Source organism: Sphingomonas sp. BK069 (genome assembly GCF_014193405.1).
Taxonomy (GTDB): domain Bacteria; phylum Pseudomonadota; class Alphaproteobacteria; order Sphingomonadales; family Sphingomonadaceae; genus Sphingomonas.
Map to the genome: position 1 here is coordinate 263,120 of NZ_JACHZH010000004.1, position 17,640 is coordinate 280,759.

At 72.0% G+C, this 17,640-nt stretch carries 13 protein-coding genes and 1 pseudogene; all 14 read right to left on the minus strand.

Annotated elements, in window-relative coordinates; translation table 11 throughout:
• Positions 1 to 43: 43 nt before the first annotated feature.
• Complete coding sequence (gene ftsZ / locus FHY02_RS14800; protein ID WP_183923471.1) at positions 44 to 1,549, minus strand: cell division protein FtsZ; 1,506 nt, start codon at positions 1,547 to 1,549, stop codon at positions 44 to 46.
• A gap of 117 nt (positions 1,550 to 1,666) precedes the next feature.
• On the minus strand, positions 1,667 to 2,926 hold the full coding sequence (ftsA, locus tag FHY02_RS14805; RefSeq protein WP_132908983.1) for a cell division protein FtsA: 1,260 nt from the start codon (positions 2,924 to 2,926) through the stop codon (positions 1,667 to 1,669).
• Between the two features lie 36 nt (positions 2,927 to 2,962).
• A complete protein-coding gene (locus FHY02_RS14810; RefSeq protein ID WP_183923473.1) occupies positions 2,963 to 3,937 on the minus strand; it encodes a cell division protein FtsQ/DivIB in 975 nt (324 codons plus the stop codon).
• Complete coding sequence (locus tag FHY02_RS14815) at positions 3,934 to 4,950, minus strand: D-alanine--D-alanine ligase (RefSeq protein ID WP_260172925.1); 1,017 nt, start codon at positions 4,948 to 4,950, stop codon at positions 3,934 to 3,936. The genes FHY02_RS14810 and FHY02_RS14815 overlap by 4 nt, the downstream gene beginning before the upstream one ends.
• 105 nt (positions 4,951 to 5,055) lie before the next feature.
• Positions 5,056 to 5,982 (minus strand): annotated as a pseudogene (gene murB, locus FHY02_RS14820) (UDP-N-acetylmuramate dehydrogenase); the annotation flags it as partial.
• Positions 5,937 to 7,355: a UDP-N-acetylmuramate--L-alanine ligase gene (gene murC, locus FHY02_RS14825; RefSeq protein ID WP_183923475.1), complete on the minus strand. Its 1,419-nt coding sequence runs from the start codon at positions 7,353 to 7,355 to the stop codon at positions 5,937 to 5,939. The gene murC and the pseudogene murB, both read right to left, overlap by 46 nt.
• On the minus strand, positions 7,352 to 8,512 hold the full coding sequence (murG, locus tag FHY02_RS14830) for an undecaprenyldiphospho-muramoylpentapeptide beta-N-acetylglucosaminyltransferase (RefSeq protein ID WP_132908980.1): 1,161 nt from the start codon (positions 8,510 to 8,512) through the stop codon (positions 7,352 to 7,354). The genes murC and murG overlap by 4 nt, the downstream gene beginning before the upstream one ends.
• Positions 8,509 to 9,723, minus strand: a complete 1,215-nt coding sequence (locus FHY02_RS14835; RefSeq protein ID WP_183923479.1) for an FtsW/RodA/SpoVE family cell cycle protein — start codon at positions 9,721 to 9,723, stop codon at positions 8,509 to 8,511. Before FHY02_RS14835 ends, murG begins: the two co-directional genes overlap by 4 nt.
• Positions 9,720 to 11,129 carry a UDP-N-acetylmuramoyl-L-alanine--D-glutamate ligase gene (murD, locus tag FHY02_RS14840; protein ID WP_311731846.1) on the minus strand — a complete coding sequence of 470 codons (1,410 nt, stop codon included), beginning with the start codon at positions 11,127 to 11,129 and terminating at the stop codon, positions 9,720 to 9,722. The genes FHY02_RS14835 and murD overlap by 4 nt, the downstream gene beginning before the upstream one ends.
• Positions 11,126 to 12,196 (minus strand): phospho-N-acetylmuramoyl-pentapeptide-transferase, encoded by a 1,071-nt coding sequence (mraY, locus tag FHY02_RS14850; RefSeq protein WP_183923481.1) that lies wholly within the window; start codon positions 12,194 to 12,196, stop codon positions 11,126 to 11,128. The genes murD and mraY overlap by 4 nt, the downstream gene beginning before the upstream one ends.
• Positions 12,197 to 13,567, minus strand: a complete 1,371-nt coding sequence (murF, locus tag FHY02_RS14855) for a UDP-N-acetylmuramoyl-tripeptide--D-alanyl-D-alanine ligase (protein ID WP_183923483.1) — start codon at positions 13,565 to 13,567, stop codon at positions 12,197 to 12,199. It lies immediately after the preceding gene.
• Between the two features lie 283 nt (positions 13,568 to 13,850).
• A complete protein-coding gene (locus tag FHY02_RS14860) occupies positions 13,851 to 15,278 on the minus strand; it encodes a UDP-N-acetylmuramoyl-L-alanyl-D-glutamate--2,6-diaminopimelate ligase (protein ID WP_183923485.1) in 1,428 nt (475 codons plus the stop codon).
• 10 nt (positions 15,279 to 15,288) lie between these two features.
• On the minus strand, positions 15,289 to 17,001 hold the full coding sequence (locus FHY02_RS14865) for a penicillin-binding protein 2 (protein ID WP_183923487.1): 1,713 nt from the start codon (positions 16,999 to 17,001) through the stop codon (positions 15,289 to 15,291).
• Positions 16,998 to 17,639, minus strand: a complete 642-nt coding sequence (locus tag FHY02_RS14870; RefSeq protein WP_260159325.1) for a hypothetical protein — start codon at positions 17,637 to 17,639, stop codon at positions 16,998 to 17,000. Before FHY02_RS14870 ends, FHY02_RS14865 begins: the two co-directional genes overlap by 4 nt.
• Position 17,640 lies beyond the last annotated feature (1 nt).

Genomic DNA, 17,640 nt, shown 5'->3' on the forward strand with positions numbered 1-17,640 from the left:
AGCGACGCGGGTCAGGCCGGGGCCACCCCGGCCCCGCGTCAGCTCACTGGTTGTTCTGGCGGTGCAGGAAGCGCGGCAGGTCGCTGCCCTCGCCCTCGTCGCTGCGGCCGCCGGCATTGCGAGTCGCGTTCTGCATCCGCTCGAACAGCGTACCGCCGAGCTTGACGCGCGGCTGCGGCGGCGCCTCCTCGCCCTCCCCGCCGGGTGCGAGGAAGCGGCGGCGCGCGGCGTCGCCGGCGGGCGCCTGCGGCGTCGGAGCGGGCATCATCGAGTCGGCACCGAGCAGCAGCTCGTCGTCGGCCGGGGCGGTGGGCGCCGGCGCCGGCTCCACCACCGGGCCCGAGGTGGTCGGCGGCACGCCGTGCGCCATCGCACCGGCGGCGGCACCGCTGGGCTGCTGCGGCGGCACCTCGGGGGTCGGCTGATAGGCGCTCGGGACCGGCGCGGGCGTCGGGGTGGCGGCCTGCGGCGCGGGCGTCGCTACGGCGGCGCTCGGCGCGGCGTCGGGGCGGCGCGGTGCCGAGAAGCTGAAGGTGCGCGTCGGCTCGGCCGCGGTCGTGCTCGCCGGCGCCGCGGTGGTGGCGCTGCTCTCGATGCCGGTCGCGACCACCGAGACGCGGATCTTGCCCTCGAGCTCGGGGTTGAACGCCGAACCCCAGATGATGTTGGCATCGGGATCGACCAGCTCGCGGATGTGGTTGGCGGCCTCGTCGACCTCGAGCAGGCGCATGTCGTCGCCCCCGGTGATCGAGACGATCACGCCCTTGGCGCCCTGCATCGACACGCCGTCGAGCAGCGGGTTGGCGATCGCCTTCTGCGCCGCGATCAGCGCGCGATCGTCACCCTCGGCCTCGCCGGTGCCCATCATCGCCTTGCCCATCTCCTGCATCACCGAGCGGACGTCGGCGAAGTCGAGGTTGATGAGGCCGGGCATGACCATCAGGTCGGTGATGCCGCGCACGCCCTGCTGGAGCACCTCGTCGGCCATCTCGAAGGCCTGTTTGAACGTGGTGTTGGCGTTGGCGACCAGGAACAAGTTCTGATTCGGGATGACGATCAGCGTGTCGACGAACTTCTGCAGTTCCTCGATGCCAGCGTCGGCCGACTTGGCGCGGCGGTTGCCCTCGAAGCTGAACGGCTTGGTGACAACGCCGACGGTCAGGATGCCCATGTCGCGCGCGGCCTTGGCGATCACCGGGGCGGCCCCGGTGCCGGTGCCGCCGCCCATGCCCGCGGCGATGAAGCACATGTGGCTGCCCTCGAGCAGCCGCGACAGCTCGTCGATCGTCTCTTCCGCGGCGGCGCGGCCGATCTCGGGGCGGCTGCCCGCGCCGAGCCCCTGCGTGATCTTGGCGCCGAGCTGGATCTTCTGCTCCGCCTCGGACTGTTTCAGCGCCTGCGCATCGGTGTTCGCGACGAGGAACTGCACGCCCTGCACGTCGGCGCGCATCATGTTGGCGATGGCATTGCCGCCGGCGCCGCCGACCCCCACGACGGTGATGCGCGGGGTGAGATCGTCGAGATCCGGGGTGATGAATTCGATGCTCATCGCGTGCTTACTCCGTCCGCTCCGCGCCGCCGTCACTCGCGCGGTTAATTTTGACCGATGTGCAACAACGAGGCGCCGGGCGAAAGAGGAAACACCGCGAAACGCCCTGTAGCCGCGTCAATAATTTGCCTTGGCCGCCTGCACGAGCTTCCAGAATCCGCGCAGGCCGCGCTGGCGGTGGACCATCTGCTGCGACGGCACGAGCCCGCGCAGGTCGATCGGATCGCTCGCCGCGAAGAAGGCCAGGCCCGCCAGCGTGGCGAAACCCGGCCCCGAATGCGCCTCGGGCAGCCCGGTAAGCCCCTTCGGCCGGCCGACGCGGACCGAGCGGCCGAGCGCCTGCTGGGCATAGTCGGCGATACCCTTCAGCTCCGCCCCGCCGCCGGTCAGTACGACCTGGCGGCCGACCGGCCCTTCGAACTTCAGCTCCTTGAGCGCCGCCTGGATCTCGCTGGTGAGATGCTCGAGCCGCTGCCGGATCACCGCGATCAGCGCCGCCTTGGTGATCTGCAGCGCCTCCGAGCCCTCGTCGTCGGTGCGCTCTCGGATCGTCACCATCTCATGATTGTCGCGCGGCGAGGCGTTGGCGGAGCCGTGAAAACATTTGATCCGTTCGGCCTGGAGCCGCGTCGTGCCGAACGCCGAGGCGATGTCGTCGGTGATGTCCGCGCTGCCGTAGGGGATCGACTTGAGCCCGACCAGCATCGAACCCGCGAACAGCGAGACGTTGGTGATCCCCGCGCCGATCTCGACCAGCGCGACGCCGAGGTCGCGCTCCTCGGCGCTGAGGCAGGCCAGACCGGTCGCGACCGGCGCGGCGATGATCGACTTCACCTCGAGGTGCGCCGAACGCACGCACAGGTCGAGGTTGCGCACCGGCGAGCCGTCCGCGGCGATGACGTGGATATGCACGCCGAGCCGGTCGGCGTGGAGCCCGAGCGGCTTCTTGACCCCCGTCAACCCGTCGAGCGTGTACAGCGCGGGCTGGGCGTGGAGCACCATGCGCCCGGCCGGGTCGATCGACTGGCGGCCCTCCTGGAGCAAAGCGTCGATGTCGGCCTGCTCGATCCGCATGCCGCCCAGCTCGGCCTCGATGAAGGCCTCGTCGCTCACCAGCCCGCCCGCGGAGAAGCCGGCCCAGACGTTCTCGATGTTGAAGCCCGCGATCCGCTCGGCCTGCTCCACCGCCTCGCGCACCGCCACCTCGGTCGAGTCCATGTCGGCGATATAGCCGCGCTTGACGCCGCGGCTCTCGCGCTGGCCAGTGCCGAGCACCACCAGCTCGCCGCCGTCGCCCTTCTGCGCGATCATCGCCGACACCTTGGACGAGCCGATGTCGAGCGCGGTGATCAAACCGTCCGGTGCTGCCTTGGCCATGCTATCCCCCTCGTCGCGCCCTGATCCACGCCTGTATTACGCCTCGCCGACGCGCGTCGTTTCCCGCGCGCGTGTCGCCGTCGTCTCGTTGCCGCCGCCGCCGTCGGTGGCATTACCCGCCACCGCATCGGCGCTGCCGTCGTCCTGCAAGCGCTGGTGCAGGTCCTGCCCCGGCTTGCGCGCCACCAGCTTGGCGGGATCGCGCAGGTCGAAGCGCACCCAGCCCTTGCCGAGCAGGGACCGCGCGCCGTCGAGCTGGGCGAACTTGATCAGCGCCTGCGCCGCGCCGTCCTGCGGCAGCGCCAGCGTCTCGCCGGTGTCGAAGGTGAGGTCCCAGCGGCGATTGCCGATCCAGGTGGCGGCGCGGATACGCGGCTTGAGCGCGGGCGCGGCGGCGAGCAGCGCCTGATAGCCCGCCTCCTGCCGGTCCGCGCCCGGCCCGATCACCAGCGGCAGGTCGGGCATGCGCGCGGGATCGACCGGGGCGAGCAGCCGGCCGGTCGAGTCGATCAGCGTGAGCTGGCCATTGTCCTGCCAGATCGCGGCGGGCTCGCGCTCGGTGATGTGGATCACCAGCCGGTCGGGCAGCCGCCGCGCGACATAAGCGTCGGCGATCCAGCCATAGGCGAGCAGGCGCTCGCGCACGCGCGCGAGATCGACGCGCAGCATCGCGCGGCTCGGCTGGTCCTCCAGCGCGATCGCGTAGACGGTCTCGCGGTCCATCCGCTTGAGCCCGGTGATGTCGACCTGCTCGACCTCCAGCCCGGCACGCCCCGCCGCCTCGGCGATGCCGACCCCGATCGCCTGCGGCACGCCCAGCACGGTGGCGAGCGACAGCGCCGCGGCGCCGACGCTCCCGAGCAGCGTCCAGGTCACCGCGCGGCGCAGCGTCTCCTCGCTGACCGGCAGGCGCGCGATCAGCCGGTCACCGAGCGACGCCTTGGGCGCGCGCCGCCGATTGTTGACCGCGCGCCGCGGCGGCGGCCCGCCGCGCTTGATCGTGCGGCTCACCGCGCCGCGTCCTTCGCGCGCGCGGCCGCCTTGGGCGCCGGAGCCCGCAGCGCGGCGTCGACGATCGCCTGCACCAGCTCGGCGTAGCTCGTGCCGGTGTGGCGCGCCTGCTCGGGGACGAGGCTGAGCGCGGTCATGCCGGGCTGGGTGTTGACCTCGAGAAGGAACAGCCCGTCGACGCCGCGCTCGTCGTCCCAGCGGAAGTCGGAGCGGCTGCACCCGCGGCAGCCGAGCACGCGATGCGCCTGGAGCGCCAGGTCACGGCACGCCTCGGCTATCTCGTCGGGCACCGGCGCGGGGAAGAGATGCTCGGTCATGCCGTCGGTGTATTTGGCGTCGTAATCGTACCAGCCCGATTTCGGCCGCAGCTCGGTGACGCCGAGTGCGCGCGGGCCGTCGGCGCCGTCGAGCACCGCGGTGGTCAGCTCGCGCCCGCGGACGTACGGCTCGGCGAGCAGCTCGTCGAACGCCTGCCATGGCCCAGCGGTGTCGCGCCCGATCGGGCTGCCGTAATTGCCGCCCGCGGTGACGATCGCGACACCCACCGACGAGCCCTCGTTAACCGGCTTGAGGACATAGGGGCGCGGCAGCGGGTCGGCCTCGAATACCTCGGCGGAGCGGACGATGCGGCCGCCCGGCATCGGCACGCCGGCGGGGACGAGCACTTGCTTGGTCAGCACCTTGTCGATCGCGATCACCGAGGTGGCGAGCCCGGAGTGGGTATAGCGCAGCCCCATCAGCTCCAGCAGCCCCTGGACGCTGCCGTCCTCGCCGGGTGTGCCGTGGAGCGCGTTGAAGACGAGGTCGGGCGCCGCCGCGGCGAGATCGGCGGCGACGCTAGGGGTCAGGTCGACGCGGGTGACGCGGTGGCCGAGCGACTCGAGCGCCTCGGCGACGCCGGCGCCCGAGTTGAGCGACACCTCGCGCTCGGCCGACCAGCCGCCCATCAGGACGGCGACGTGGAGACGCCTAGACTCCTCCCCGCTCGCGGGGAGGGGGACCGCCGACCGCAGGTCGGTGGTGGAGGGGGCTATCCGCGAGCGCCCCGCCTGCGGAGCCGCCCCTCCACCAGCCTGCGGCTGGTCCCCCTCCCCTTGCAGGGGAGGAATGATACCATCACCCACGCGCTGTATCTCCCATTCCAGTTCGACGCCGCTCGCGGCCTTAACCCGCGCGCGCACGTCCTCGCCCAACGCCTCGATCTCGGCGCTGCTCGCGGCGCCGAGGTTGAGCAGGAAGTTAGTATGCTTATCGCTCACCTGCGCGTCACCGCGGCGCAGCCCGCGGCAGCCCGCGGCGTCGACCAGCTCCCACGCCTTGGCGCCGGGCGGATTCTTGAAGGTGGAGCCGCCGGTGCGCGACCGCAGCGGCTGACTCGCCTCGCGCGTCGCGGCGATGCGGTCCATCTCGGCCTGGATCGCGCCAGGCTCGCCCGGCACGCCGCGGAAGGTCGCGCCCACCACCACCGCCCCGTCGGGCAGCGCCGAGTGGCGGTAGCTGTATCCCAGCGCGTCGCGCGTTAGCGTCCGCCGCGTGCCGTCACGCAGCACCACCTCGGCCTCGACCAGCACGTCGGCGGTCTCGCGTCCGTAGGCGCCGCCGTTCATCCGCACGAAGCCGCCCACCGTGCCGGGAATGGAGCGCAGGAACTCCACCCCCGCCACGCCGGCGTCGCGCGCGCTCGAGGACACGAGGATACCGCTCGCCCCACCGCCGCAGCGCAGCCGCGAGCCGCCGATCGCCTCCACCTGGGCGAAGGCCTTCCCGAGCCGGATCGTCACGCCGGCCACGCCGCCGTCGCGCACGATCAGGTTGGAGCCGAGCCCGAGCGGCAGCACCGGCACGCGCGGATCGAGCGCGGCGAGGAAGGCGGTGAGATCCTCGACGTCGGCGGGCTCGAACAGCCACTCGGCCGCTCCGCCGCTCTTGAACCAGACGAGCGGCGCCAGCGCGGCACCGGCGGTGAGCCGCCCGCGCACCGGAGGAAGCGTCCCGACGCTCACCGCCGCTGCGCCGAGATGGCGGCGGCCAGGCCCGCGGCCCATTTGGTGATGTCGCCCGCCCCCAGGCAGATCACCTGGTCGCCGGCACGCAACTCGCCCGCCAGCGCCGCCGCGAGCGCGGCGGCGTCCTCGACCTGCTCGGCCTGGCGATGGCCGCGGTCGCGCAGCCCCGCCACCAGCGCGGCCGAATCGACGCCGGGCACCGGCGCCTCGCCCGCGGCGTAGACGGGAGTGACATAGACGAGGTCGGCGTCGTTGAACGCGCCGCGGAAGTCCTCCATCAGATTGCCCAGCCGCGAGTAGCGATGCGGCTGCACCACCGCGATCACCCGCCCCTGCGCGGACTCGCGCGCGGCGGCGAGCACCGCGCGGATCTCGACCGGGTGGTGGCCGTAATCGTCGACGATCGTCGCCGCGCCGCCGTCGAGCGCGACCTCGCCCACCGTGGTGAAGCGCCGCTTGACGCCCGAGAAGCGCTCGAACCCCTTCTGGATCGTCGCGTCGTCGATGCCGAGCTCGAGCGCGACGCCGATCGCGGCGAGCGCGTTCTGGACGTTGTGGCGCCCCGGCATCGGCAGGTCGATCCCCTCGATCGAGCGCACCGCGCCGTCGCGCGCGCGCACCTGCGCCTCGAAGCGGTTCCCGCCGGGATAGGGCGTGACGTTGACGCCGCGCACGTCGGCCGAGGCGGCGAAGCCGTAGGTGACGATGCGACGGTCGCGCACCCGCGGGATCAGTGCCTGTACCTCCGGATGATCGAGGCACAGCAACGCCGCACCGTAGAAGGGCACGTTCTCAACGAACTCGACGTATGCATCCTTGGCGCGGTCGAAGCTGCCGTAATGGTCGAGGTGCTCGGGATCGATGTTGGTGACCACCGCGATCGTGCCGTCGAGCCGCAGGAAGCTGCCGTCGCTCTCGTCCGCCTCGACCACCATCCAGTCGCTCGCGCCGAGCCGGGCGTTCGAGCCGTAGCTGTTGATGATGCCGCCGTTGATCACGGTGGGATCCACCCCGCCGGCGTCGAGCAGCGCCGCCACCATCGAGGTGGTGGTGGTCTTGCCGTGCGTGCCCGCGACCGCGACGGTCGACTTCAGCCGCATCAGCTCGGCGAGCATCTCGGCGCGGCGCACCACCGGGACGCGGTTCTGCAGCGCCGCCTCCACCTCGGGGTTGCCGCGCTTCACCGCGGTGGAGGTGACCACCACCGCCGCGCCCGCGACATTGGCGGCGTCGTGCCCGATCGTCACCGTGATGCCGCGCGCGCGCAGGCCCTCGACGACATAGCCCTCGGCGACGTCCGAGCCCTGCACCGTGTAGCCGAGATTGTGCATCACCTCGGCGATGCCGGACATGCCGATCCCGCCGATGCCGACGAAGTGGATCGTCCCGATGTCGGTGCCGACTCCCCTCACGCGAACGCCTTCCGCTGCTGGACGCGACCGACCGGCAGCCGCGAGGCGGGCGAGTCGAGGCTCTCGACCAGGTCGGCGAGGTCGCTCGCCGCCTCGGGCGTGCCACAGGCGCGGGCGCGCGCGGCGGCGTTCTGGAGCGCTTCGGGGTCGAGGCCGAGTTTCTGCATCTGCTTGGCGAGTTCGCTGGGGGTGAAGGCCGCCTGCGCGATCGTGCGCGCGCCGCCGGCGCGGGTGATCTCGCGCGCGTTGGCGGTCTGGTGGTCGTCGGTGGCGCTGGGCAGCGGCACCAGGATGGCGGGGCGCCCCGCCGCGGTCAGCTCGGCGATGGTCGAGGCGCCCGCGCGCGCGATCACGACGTGCGCCCAGCCGAGCTGCTCGGGCAGGTCGGGCAGATAGGTGGCGAGGTCGGCCGCGATCTCGAGCCGCGCGTAGGTCTCGCGCGCGGCGTCGATGTCCTCGATCCGCGCCTGGTGCGTCACCTGGAGCCGGCGGCGGAACGCGACCGGCAGCATCGCCAGCCCCTCGGGCACCACCTGGCTCAGCACCGAGGCGCCCTGGCTGCCGCCGGTGACGAGCACGCGGAAGATGCTGTCCTCGTCGAGCAGCGGATAAGGCTTGGCGCGCAACGCGAGCACGCTCTCGCGCACCGGATTGCCGACGTGATGCGCCTTGGCGCGATGGCGCGGGCGCAGCCGCTCGGTCTCGGCGTAGCTGGTCGCGATCGCGTCGACCTTGCCGGCGACCAGCCGGTTGACGCGGCCGAGCACGGCGTTCTGCTCGTGCACCGCGGTGCGGATCCCCGCCGCGAACGCCGCCGAGAGCGCGGGATAGGCGGGATAGCCGCCGAAGCCGATCACCGCGGCGGGCTTGAACGTCCGGTACAGCTCGGCCGCCATGGCACGGCCCTGCATCATCAGCCGCGCCGCCTTGGCCCAGCCGAGCGGCCCGCCGGCGAAGCGGCCGGCGGGGATGACGTGCGTCTGCACGTCCTCGAACAGCCCGGGGAAGCGCACGCCGCGCGCGTCGCTCACCAAGGCGACGCGGTGGCCGCGCTTGGTCAGCTCGGTCGCGAGCGCGGCGGCGGGCACCATATGGCCGCCGGTGCCGCCCGCGGCGAGTACGAAGTGGCGCGGGCGGAAGTCCTGCACGGGCGTCATTCGGCGTTCCATCGCGTGATATAGGGGCTGCGCAGCAGGAACGGGTTGCGCCGCGTGAACGCCAGCAGCAGCCCCATGCCGAGCGACAGCGCCACCATCGACGAGCCGCCGTAGCTGATGAACGGCAGCGTCATTCCCTTGGACGGCGCCAGCCCGGTGTTCACCGCCATCGAGATCAAAGCCTGCGCGCCGAACTGCACCGCCAGCCCCGAGGCGGCGAGCAATTTGAAGGGGTCCTGCTCGTCGAGCAGCTTGACGAACACGCGCACCACCAGCGCCAGGAACACCAGCGCCACCACCATGCAGGCGAGCAGCCCGAACTCCTCGCCGATCACCGAGAAGATATAGTCGGTGTGCGCCTCGGGGAGGCCGTATTTGACCGTGCCGCCGCCCGGCCCGGTGCCGAACCAGCCGCCGGAGGTGAGCGTACGGTGCGCCGCGTCGGTCTGGAAATGGTCCGCCGCGCCCTCGCCCTCGACGCCGGGGAAGAGGAAAGCGTCGATGCGCGCGCGTGCGGTGCTGTAGAAGAGATAGGCCGCCACCAGCGCGGCGGGCACCATCGCGACGAAGCCCATGATCACGCGCGTCGGCGTCCCCGCGATCGTGACGAGCGCGAGCCAGATGCAGCAGAAGATCACGGTCTGGCCGAAATCGGGCTGGAGCATCAGCAGCAGCGCGATCAACCCGGTGAGCCCGGCGGTGATCATCGTCACCGGCAGCTCCTCGTCGCGTGACTTGAGCGACAGCAGCCACGCCACCGCGACGACGAAGAAGGGCTTCAGGAACTCGGAGGGCTGGAACTGTGCGAAGCCGAAGCCGATCCAGCGCCGCGCGCCGTTCACCATCACCCCCGCGAACGGCACGATCATCAGCAGCGCCACACAGACCGCCGCGCCGATCAGCGACATCCGCCGCGCCGCCGTCACCGGCAGCATCGACACCCCGAACAGCACCGGCAGCGACACGCCAGCCCACAGCAACTGGCGCCAGAAATAATGCAGCGGCGCGAACTTGAGATGCTCGCCCGAATAGCGCGACGCGCTCGCCGGCGACCCCGCAGCGACCGCGATCAGCCCGATCGCGATCAGGAACAGGGCGAGCAGCAGCAGCACGCGGTCGATGTCCCAGAACCAGGTGCCGAGCGGCGACGGGTCGCCGCGCCCGCCGCGTCCCTTGAGCCCCGCCCGCTGTGCCCTGCTCACGTCGGTCATGCCAGCGCCTCCACTGCCGTGCGGAACACGGTACCGCGATGCTCGTAATCGCGGAACTGGTCGAACGAGGCGGCGGCGGGCGACAGCAGCACCACCTCGCCGCGTCGCGCTTCCGCCGCGGCGATCCGAACCGCGTGCTCCAGCGTCTCCGCCTCGTCGACGGGGACGCGGTCGCGCAGCAGCGCGGCGAAGCGCGGGCCGGCCTCGCCGATCGTATAGGCGCGCACCACGTTGCCGAAGTGCGGCGCGCAGGCATCGAGGTCGTCGCCCTTGGCGCGGCCGCCGAGAATCCAGTGGACGCGCGGGAAGGCGGCGAGCGCGGGGGCGGCGCTCTCGGGGTTGGTCGCCTTGCTGTCGTCGATCCAGGTGACCCCGCCCAGCGTCGCGACCCGCTCCATCCGGTGCGGCAGGCCGTTGAAGGTCTCGAGTCCGGCCTCGATCGCGGCGCGATCCAGGCCGAGCGCCTCCGCCACCGCGATCGCAGCGAGCGCGTTCTGCGCGTTGTGCGGCCCCTGCAGCGAGGGCCAGCGCGATTGATCGAGCGGCGTGCCCGGTGCGATCGTGGTGATCGTCTCGCCGCGGTGCGCGAAGCCCTGCGCGATCGCGGCCGAGGCGGCGTCGCCGGTGCCGATCACCGCGCGATGGCGCGGCGACTGCATCGCGAACAGCCGCGCCTTGCTGGCGGCATAATCCTCGAACCCGGCATAGCGGTCGAGATGGTCGGGGGTGACGTTGAGCAGCACCGCGACGTCGCAGTCGAGCGTCTGCGTCAGGTCGATCTGGTAGCTCGACAGCTCGAGCACGTAGACGCCGCCCTCGGACAGCGGCGCCTGCGCGAGGATCGGCAGGCCGATGTTGCCGCCCATCCGCGCGGGCACGCCGGCGGTGTCGAGCAGGTGGTGGATCAGCGCGGTGGTGGTCGACTTGCCGTTCGTGCCGGTAATGCCGACGACCCGGTGCGGCGGCAGCGCGGCGCGCGCCTGCGCGAACAGCTCGATGTCGCCGACGATCGGCACGCTCGCCGCCCGCGCCGCCGCGGCGAGCGGGTGCGTGTTGATCGGCACGCCGGGGGAGACGACCAGCGCGTCGAAGGTGCTGAGATCGAGGGTCGAGAGGTCGGCGATCCGCAGATCCTCCCCGGTACGAGGAGGGGGACCAGCCGAAGGCTGGTGGAGGGGGGCCTCCGCAGACGCTTTGCCATGAGGCGAGCCCCCTCCACCACCGGCCTGCGGCCGGTGGTCTCCTTCCGCGCGAGCGGGGAGGATTTGGTCACGCTTCGCCTCATCCGCATCCCATGCCGTTACCCGCGCGCCAGCGGCGAGCAGCGCCCGCACGGTCGCCGCGCCCGAGCGTGCCAGCCCGAGCACGGCAAAATGCTTCCCCGCCCAGGTGCCGGAGGTAATCACCGCAGCTTCAACGTCGACAGGCCGGCGAGCGCCAGCACCAGAGCGATGATCCAGAAGCGGATCACCACCGTCGGCTCGCTCCAGCCGAGCTGCTCGAAATGGTGGTGGATCGGCGCCATGCGGAAGATACGCTTACCCGTGCGCTTGTACCAGAACACCTGGATGATGACGCTGAGCGCCTCCACCACGAACAGCCCGCCGATGATGCCGAGCACGATCTCGTGGTGCGCCACTACCGCGATCGTCCCCAGCGCGCCGCCGAGCGCGAGGCTGCCGGTGTCGCCCATGAACACCGCCGCGGGCGGCGCATTGTACCAGAGGAAGGCGAGCCCGCCACCGATCACCGCGCCGCAGAAGATCGCCAGCTCGCCCGCGCGCGGCACGTGCGGGATGCCGAGATAGTCCGCGAACTTCACGTTGCCCGCCAGGTACACGATCAGCATGAACGCGACCGAGGCGATGATGACGGGCATGGTCGCCAGTCCGTCGAGCCCGTCGGTGAGGTTCACCGCGTTGCCGAACGCGACGATCGTGAACGCCGCGAAGATCGGATAGAAATAGCCCAGGTCGACGTAATAGCGGCTGGTGAACGGGAAATAGAGCCCGGTGCCATTTTCCTGCATGATGATCCACGCCGCCACCCCCGCGATGGCGAACTCGACCAGCAGCCGCGTGCGACCCGAGACGCCGGCGGTGCTCGCCTTGCGGACCTTGTCGTAGTCGTCGAGGAAGCCGATCGCGCCGAACCCGAGCGTGACGAACAGGCACGCCCAGACGAACGGGTTGCGCAGGTCCATCCACACCATCACCGACAGCACGAGGCTGGTGAGGATCATCAACCCGCCCATCGTCGGCGTGCCGCGCTTGGCGAGATGGCTCTGCGGGCCGTCGGCGCGGATCGGCTGCCCCTTGCCCTGGCGCACGCGCAGCCAGCCGATGAAGCGCGGGCCGATGATCAGCCCGATCAGCAGCGCGGTCGCCACCGCGGCGCCGGCGCGGAACGACTGGTAGCGGATGAGGTTGAACCCGCCCTCAAACCCCAGCAGCTGCGCGATCCAGTACAGCACTCAACCCACCTTGTCGGCGAGCGCGGCGACCAGCCGCGACAGTCCGACCCCGTTCGATCCCTTGACGAGCACCGCGTCTCCCGGACGGAGCAGGGCGCGGACCTGATCCAGCGCCGCGGCGGCATCGCGCACATGGACGAAATCGACCTGCCCCTCAAGCGCCTGCGCGAGCGGCACCATCGCCTCGCCGACCAGCACGGCCGATTCGACGCGTGCCGCCACCACCGCGGGGGCGAGCGCCGCGTGATAGCCGGCCGAGCCTTCGCCGAGCTCGCGCATCTCGCCCAGCACCGCGACATGGCGCCCCGGCTCCTGCGCCAGCACCGCCAATGTCGCGCGCATCGAGGCGGGATTGGCGTTGTAGCTCTCGTCGATCAGCAGCGCGCGGCCGTCGCCGACTGGGACGTCGCGCCGCGCGCCCCGCCCCGCCAGCCCGCCGAGCTCGCCCAGCGCAAGGCCGGCGAGCGCGAGATCAGCGCCGACCGCGTCGACCGCGGCGAGCACCGCCATCGCGTTCGACACCCAATGTTGCCCCGGCTGCGCGATCGTCATGCTCAGCTCGCGCGCGCCGACCTTGGCGCCGACGAAGGTGCCGCCGCGCGGCGAGGGCATCACCTCGGCGGCGTGGACGTCGGCGCGCTTGTCGAGCCCGAAAGTGACGATCTTGCCCGCATAAGGGTGCGCCGCCGCGATCAACCGGTCTCGGTGCGGGCTGTCATAGGGGACGATCGCGATGCCGCCGGGCTCCAGCCCGCGGAAGATCTCGCCCTTGGCATCGGCGATCGCGCTCTCGTCCGGGAAGAACTCGGTGTGCGCCGGCGCGATCGCGGTGACGATCGCGACGTGCGGCCGGACGAGCGTCGTCAGGTGCGCCAGCTCGCCGGGGTGGTTCATGCCCATCTCCAGCACCGCATAGTCGCTGTCCGCAGACATGCGCGCGAGGCTGAGCGGAACGCCCGTATGATTGTTGTAGCTCTTCACCGAACGGTGCGCGCGCCGGCTGGGCGAGCGGTCGAGCGCGGCGAACAGCGCCTCCTTGGTCGAGGTCTTGCCGACCGAGCCGGTGACGCCGATCACCTTACCCCTCACCCGAGCGCGTGCCGCGCGAGCGAGCGCCTCGAGCGCGGCGAAGGTGTCGCTGACGCGCACCGCCGGGTGCGCGGTTTCGCTCGACACGATCGCGCCGGCGGCGCCCTGCGCGAACGCCTGGTCGAGGAAGCGGTGACCGTCGCTCTGCTCGCCCGCCAGCGCGACGAACAGGTCGCCCTCGCCCACCTCGCGCGAGTCGAAGGCGACTCCGTCGGCGACGAAATCGGCGGTGGCGGTGCCGCCGGTGGCGGCGGCGATGTCGACAGCGGTCCAGAGGCTCATGCAACTCCTCCCCGGCCCGGGGAGGGGGACCGCGCCGAAGGCGTGGTGGAGGGGAGGTACGGCATGCGGAGCGCTTGTAGCGGACGGAACGCACTATCGAGAACAGCTTCGGCGACCGATCCGTGAACGGAGGCTATAGCGCCCGCGGCGCCCCCCCTCCACCATGCCTGTGGCATGGTCCCCAGCGGAAGGTCGGATCGTCTCCCGGGCGATCCTCGGCCATGCGGGGCATGGCCGATCTTCCGCTCCGTTCCGGGAAGGACTTTGATGACGCCCGCCGCCCTCACGCCGCCATCTCGCGCGCGACCGCGACGTCGTCGAACGGCAGCACGAGGTCGCCGACGATCTGGCCCTGCTCGTGGCCCTTGCCCGCGATCAGCACGATATCGCCCGCCTGCGCCTCGCGCAGCGCCGCGGCGATCGCGGCGCGACGGTCACCGATCTCACGCGCGTAAGGAGCGCCCTGAAGCAGCTCGGCGCGGATCGCGGTGGGATCCTCCGAGCGCGGATTGTCGTCGGTGACGATCACCACGTCGGCTGCGGCCGCTGCCACCTGCCCCATCGGCTCGCGCTTGCCGCGGTCGCGGTCGCCGCCCGCGCCCACCACCAGGATCAGCCGCCCCGCGACGTGCGGGCGCAGCGCCGCGCAGGCCGCCTCGATCGCGTCGGGCGTGTGCGCATAGTCGACATAGACCGGCGCTCCGCTCGCGGTGATCGCGGCGCGCTCGAGCCGGCCGCGCACCGGCTGGAGCCGCGCCAGCCCCGCGATCGTCGCCGCGACGTCGCCGCCGGTGGCGATCACCAGCCCAGCCGCGATCAGCGCGTTGGCCGCCTGATAGCCGCCGATCAGCGGGAGCTGGACGCGGTGGTCGACGCCACCGGCGCGGATCACCAGTCCCTGCCCGAGCAGGGTGGGCACGCGCTCGATCAGCCGCAGGTCGTCGCCGTGCTCGCCGACGGTGACGACGCGGTTGCCACGCTCGCGCGCGATGTCGATAACTCGCTCGGACTGCGGGTCGTCGGCCCAGACCACGGCGCTGCCGTCGTCGCTCAGCACCTGCGCGAACAGCCGCAGCTTGGCGGTGAAATAGGCCGCCATGTCGCCGTGATAGTCGAGATGGTCGCGGCCGAGGTTGGTGAAGGCGGCAGCGCGCACCGGGAGCCCCTCGGTGCGATACTGGCTCAACCCGTGGCTCGACGCCTCGAAGGCGAGGTGCGTCACTCCTTCGCGCGCGAGCCCGGCGACGTTCGACAGGAAGGTGACGACGTCGGGCGTGGTCAGCCCGGTGACGACTCGCTCGTCGGCGGTGGTGACGCCGAGCGTGCCGATCGAGGCGGCGTGCTCGCCGGCCATGCGCCACAGCTGGCGCGTCATCTCGACGGTCGAGGTCTTGCCGTTGGTGCCCGTCACCGCCACTGCGGTCGCGGGGAAGGGCGCGTAGAAACGCGAGGCGAGCCGGGCGAAGGCCTCGCGCGGGTTGTCGTCGGCGACGTGCACCGCCCCCGCGACACGTGCGCCCGGGCGCGCTACCACCGCTACCGCGCCGGCCTCGACCGCGGCGTCGATATAGTCCTCGCCGTTGACGCGCATCCCCTCGAAGGCGCCGAAGACGTTGCCGGGCGCGACCTTGCGGTGATCGATCGCGAAGCCGGTGACGGTCGCGTCGGCGGTGACGGCGGCGTCGTCGCCGAGAAGCGCGGAGAGCCTCATCGCGCGCGCCTCACTGGCCGCCGCTCTTGGGCGCGTCGTCGCCCTGCCACAACGTCGGGAGGATGTCCGAGACGTCCACATCGCGATGATCGTCGGGCACCACGCCCAGCAGCGAGCCGACCCGCGCGATCGTGCGCCCCACCACCGGCGCGGCGTTCCAGGCCGCGGTCTTCCACCCGCCCGTCTCCTTGGTTCCCTGCGGCGAGTCGAGCATCGCCAGCACGACGTAGCGCGGCGCATCCATCGGGAAGGCCGCCACGAAGGTGGCGACGTTGCGCGACCGATCATAGCCGCCCGCCACCGCCGCCTCCGCCGTCCCCGTCTTGCCGCCGACGCGATAGCCCGGCGCGTCGCCCTTGCGGCCTGTGCCGCGCATGACCACCAGCCGGAGCATCTGCCGCATCCGCGCGCTGGTCGCCTCGCTGATCACGCGGCGACCGACCGGCGCGTGGCCCGGCTGCAGCTTGAGCAAGGTCGCGGGGCGCCAGGTGCCGCCGTTGACCAGTGCGGCATAGGCGTTGGCGAGGTGGAGCGGCGTCACCGCGATGCCGTGGCCGAAAGCGGTCGTCATCGTCGTCGTGCGCGCCCAATATTTCGGCCACAGCGGGCGACCCTTCTCGCGCACCTCTATGTCCGGCCGGGTGTCGAAGCCCAGCTTGCGGAACATCGTCTCCATCCGCTGCTGTCCGACCTCGTCGGCGACGCGCGCGGTGGCGACGTTCGACGAGTAGATCAGCGTCTCCGGCATGTTGAGCCAGCGCTTCGGATCGCCGCGCTCGTCGTGGATCGTGTAGCGGCCGACCTGAAGCGGGTGGGTCGCGTCGAAGCGCGCCTCCATCGAGGTGACCACGCCGGTATCGATCGCGGTCGCCATGGTGATCGGCTTGAAGGTTGATCCCAGCTCGAACACGCTCTGCGTCGTCAGGTTGCGCAGCTGGTCGGTCCCGGACATGCCGACGCGATTGGGGTTGAAGGTCGGCAGCGACACCATCGCCAGAACCTCGCCGGTGTGGACGTCGAGCACGATGCCGCCGCCGCCGCGCGCCGAGAAGGTGGTCATCGCGCGGCCGAGCTCGCTCTCCAGCGCGGCCTGGACGCGCGTGTCGAGCGACAGCGCGACCGGCTGGCCGATCGTGGCCGGGTTGGTGAGGCGCTCGTCGAGCGCGCGCTCGATCCCGCTCATGCCATGGCCGCCGCTGATGAAGCCGAGCGCGTGCGCGGCCAGCGTGCTCTGCGGGTAGAGCCGCTGCGTCTCGCGCTCGAACACGATGCCCGGCTCGCCGATCGCGTTGACCGCCTCGACGAGCGCCGGGCTGGCGCGGCGCTGGAGGTAGGTGAAGCTCACCGGCTTGGTGATCTGCGCGTAGAACCAGGATTGGTCGCCCTTCTCGGGCATCAGCTCGGCCAGCTTGCGCGCGATCTCGGACGGGTCGCCGATCAGCTTCTTGGGATGCACCCCGATCGTCCAGGCGTCGATCGTGCGCGCCAGCGGCGCGCCGTTGCGATCGACGATGTCGCCGCGCGGCGCCGCCGCCGCGACGCTGCCGCCGCGCTCGCTGCCGGCAACGACGCCGAGCAGCGTCAGCCGCCCGATCACCACCAGCACGCCCGCGACGAACAGCAGCATCAGCACCATCAGCCGCAGGTGCTGGGTGGCGAGCAGCTGCTGGCGCTGGTCGCCAGCGCGCGCGCCGCGGACCGGACGGGCGACGAGGGCGGTCACCGCAGGCGACCGCGCTCGGTGCGGGCGCGGCTGAGCAGGTCACCGACGGTGGTTTCGCTTAGCAGCGCGCGGTCGAGCATCGCCACCTTGGCGGCGCGCGCGGCGGACGCGCCCGCGGGTGCGGCCGCCGCCACCGCCGTCGGGGTCAGGCGGGGAGCGGCGGCCGGCTTGGCCGCCGCGACCTTCACCGTCGCGACCGGCGCGGCGGCCGCGGTCCGGACGGTGGCGGGAACGGCGGGAGCGGGAGCGGCAGAGGCGGTGACGGCGGTCGCGGCGGCGGGGACGATCAGCTGCGCGGTCTGCACCGGGGCGGCGGCCCCCGGCAGCGGCGCGGGCACCGGCTGGTTGGGCGACAGCGAGGCGAGCGCTGCCTCGTCGCGGACGAACTGCGCCGCGGTCGGCACGGTCAGCGCCAGCGTGTCGCCGTTCCAGCGCTCGAGCTGGGCGAGGTTGGCGCGTACGTCGAACTCGGTCTCGAGCGCGCGGATGTCGCGCTCGGCGCCGACGATCTTGCGGTCGAGCTGCTCCACGCGCTTGCGCTCGGCGGCCACCTGCGAGGAGACGAGATAGAAGCCGATCGCGACCATCGCGCAGCTGGTGAGCCAGCCCAGCCCCTTCAACCGATACATCGCCGCCATC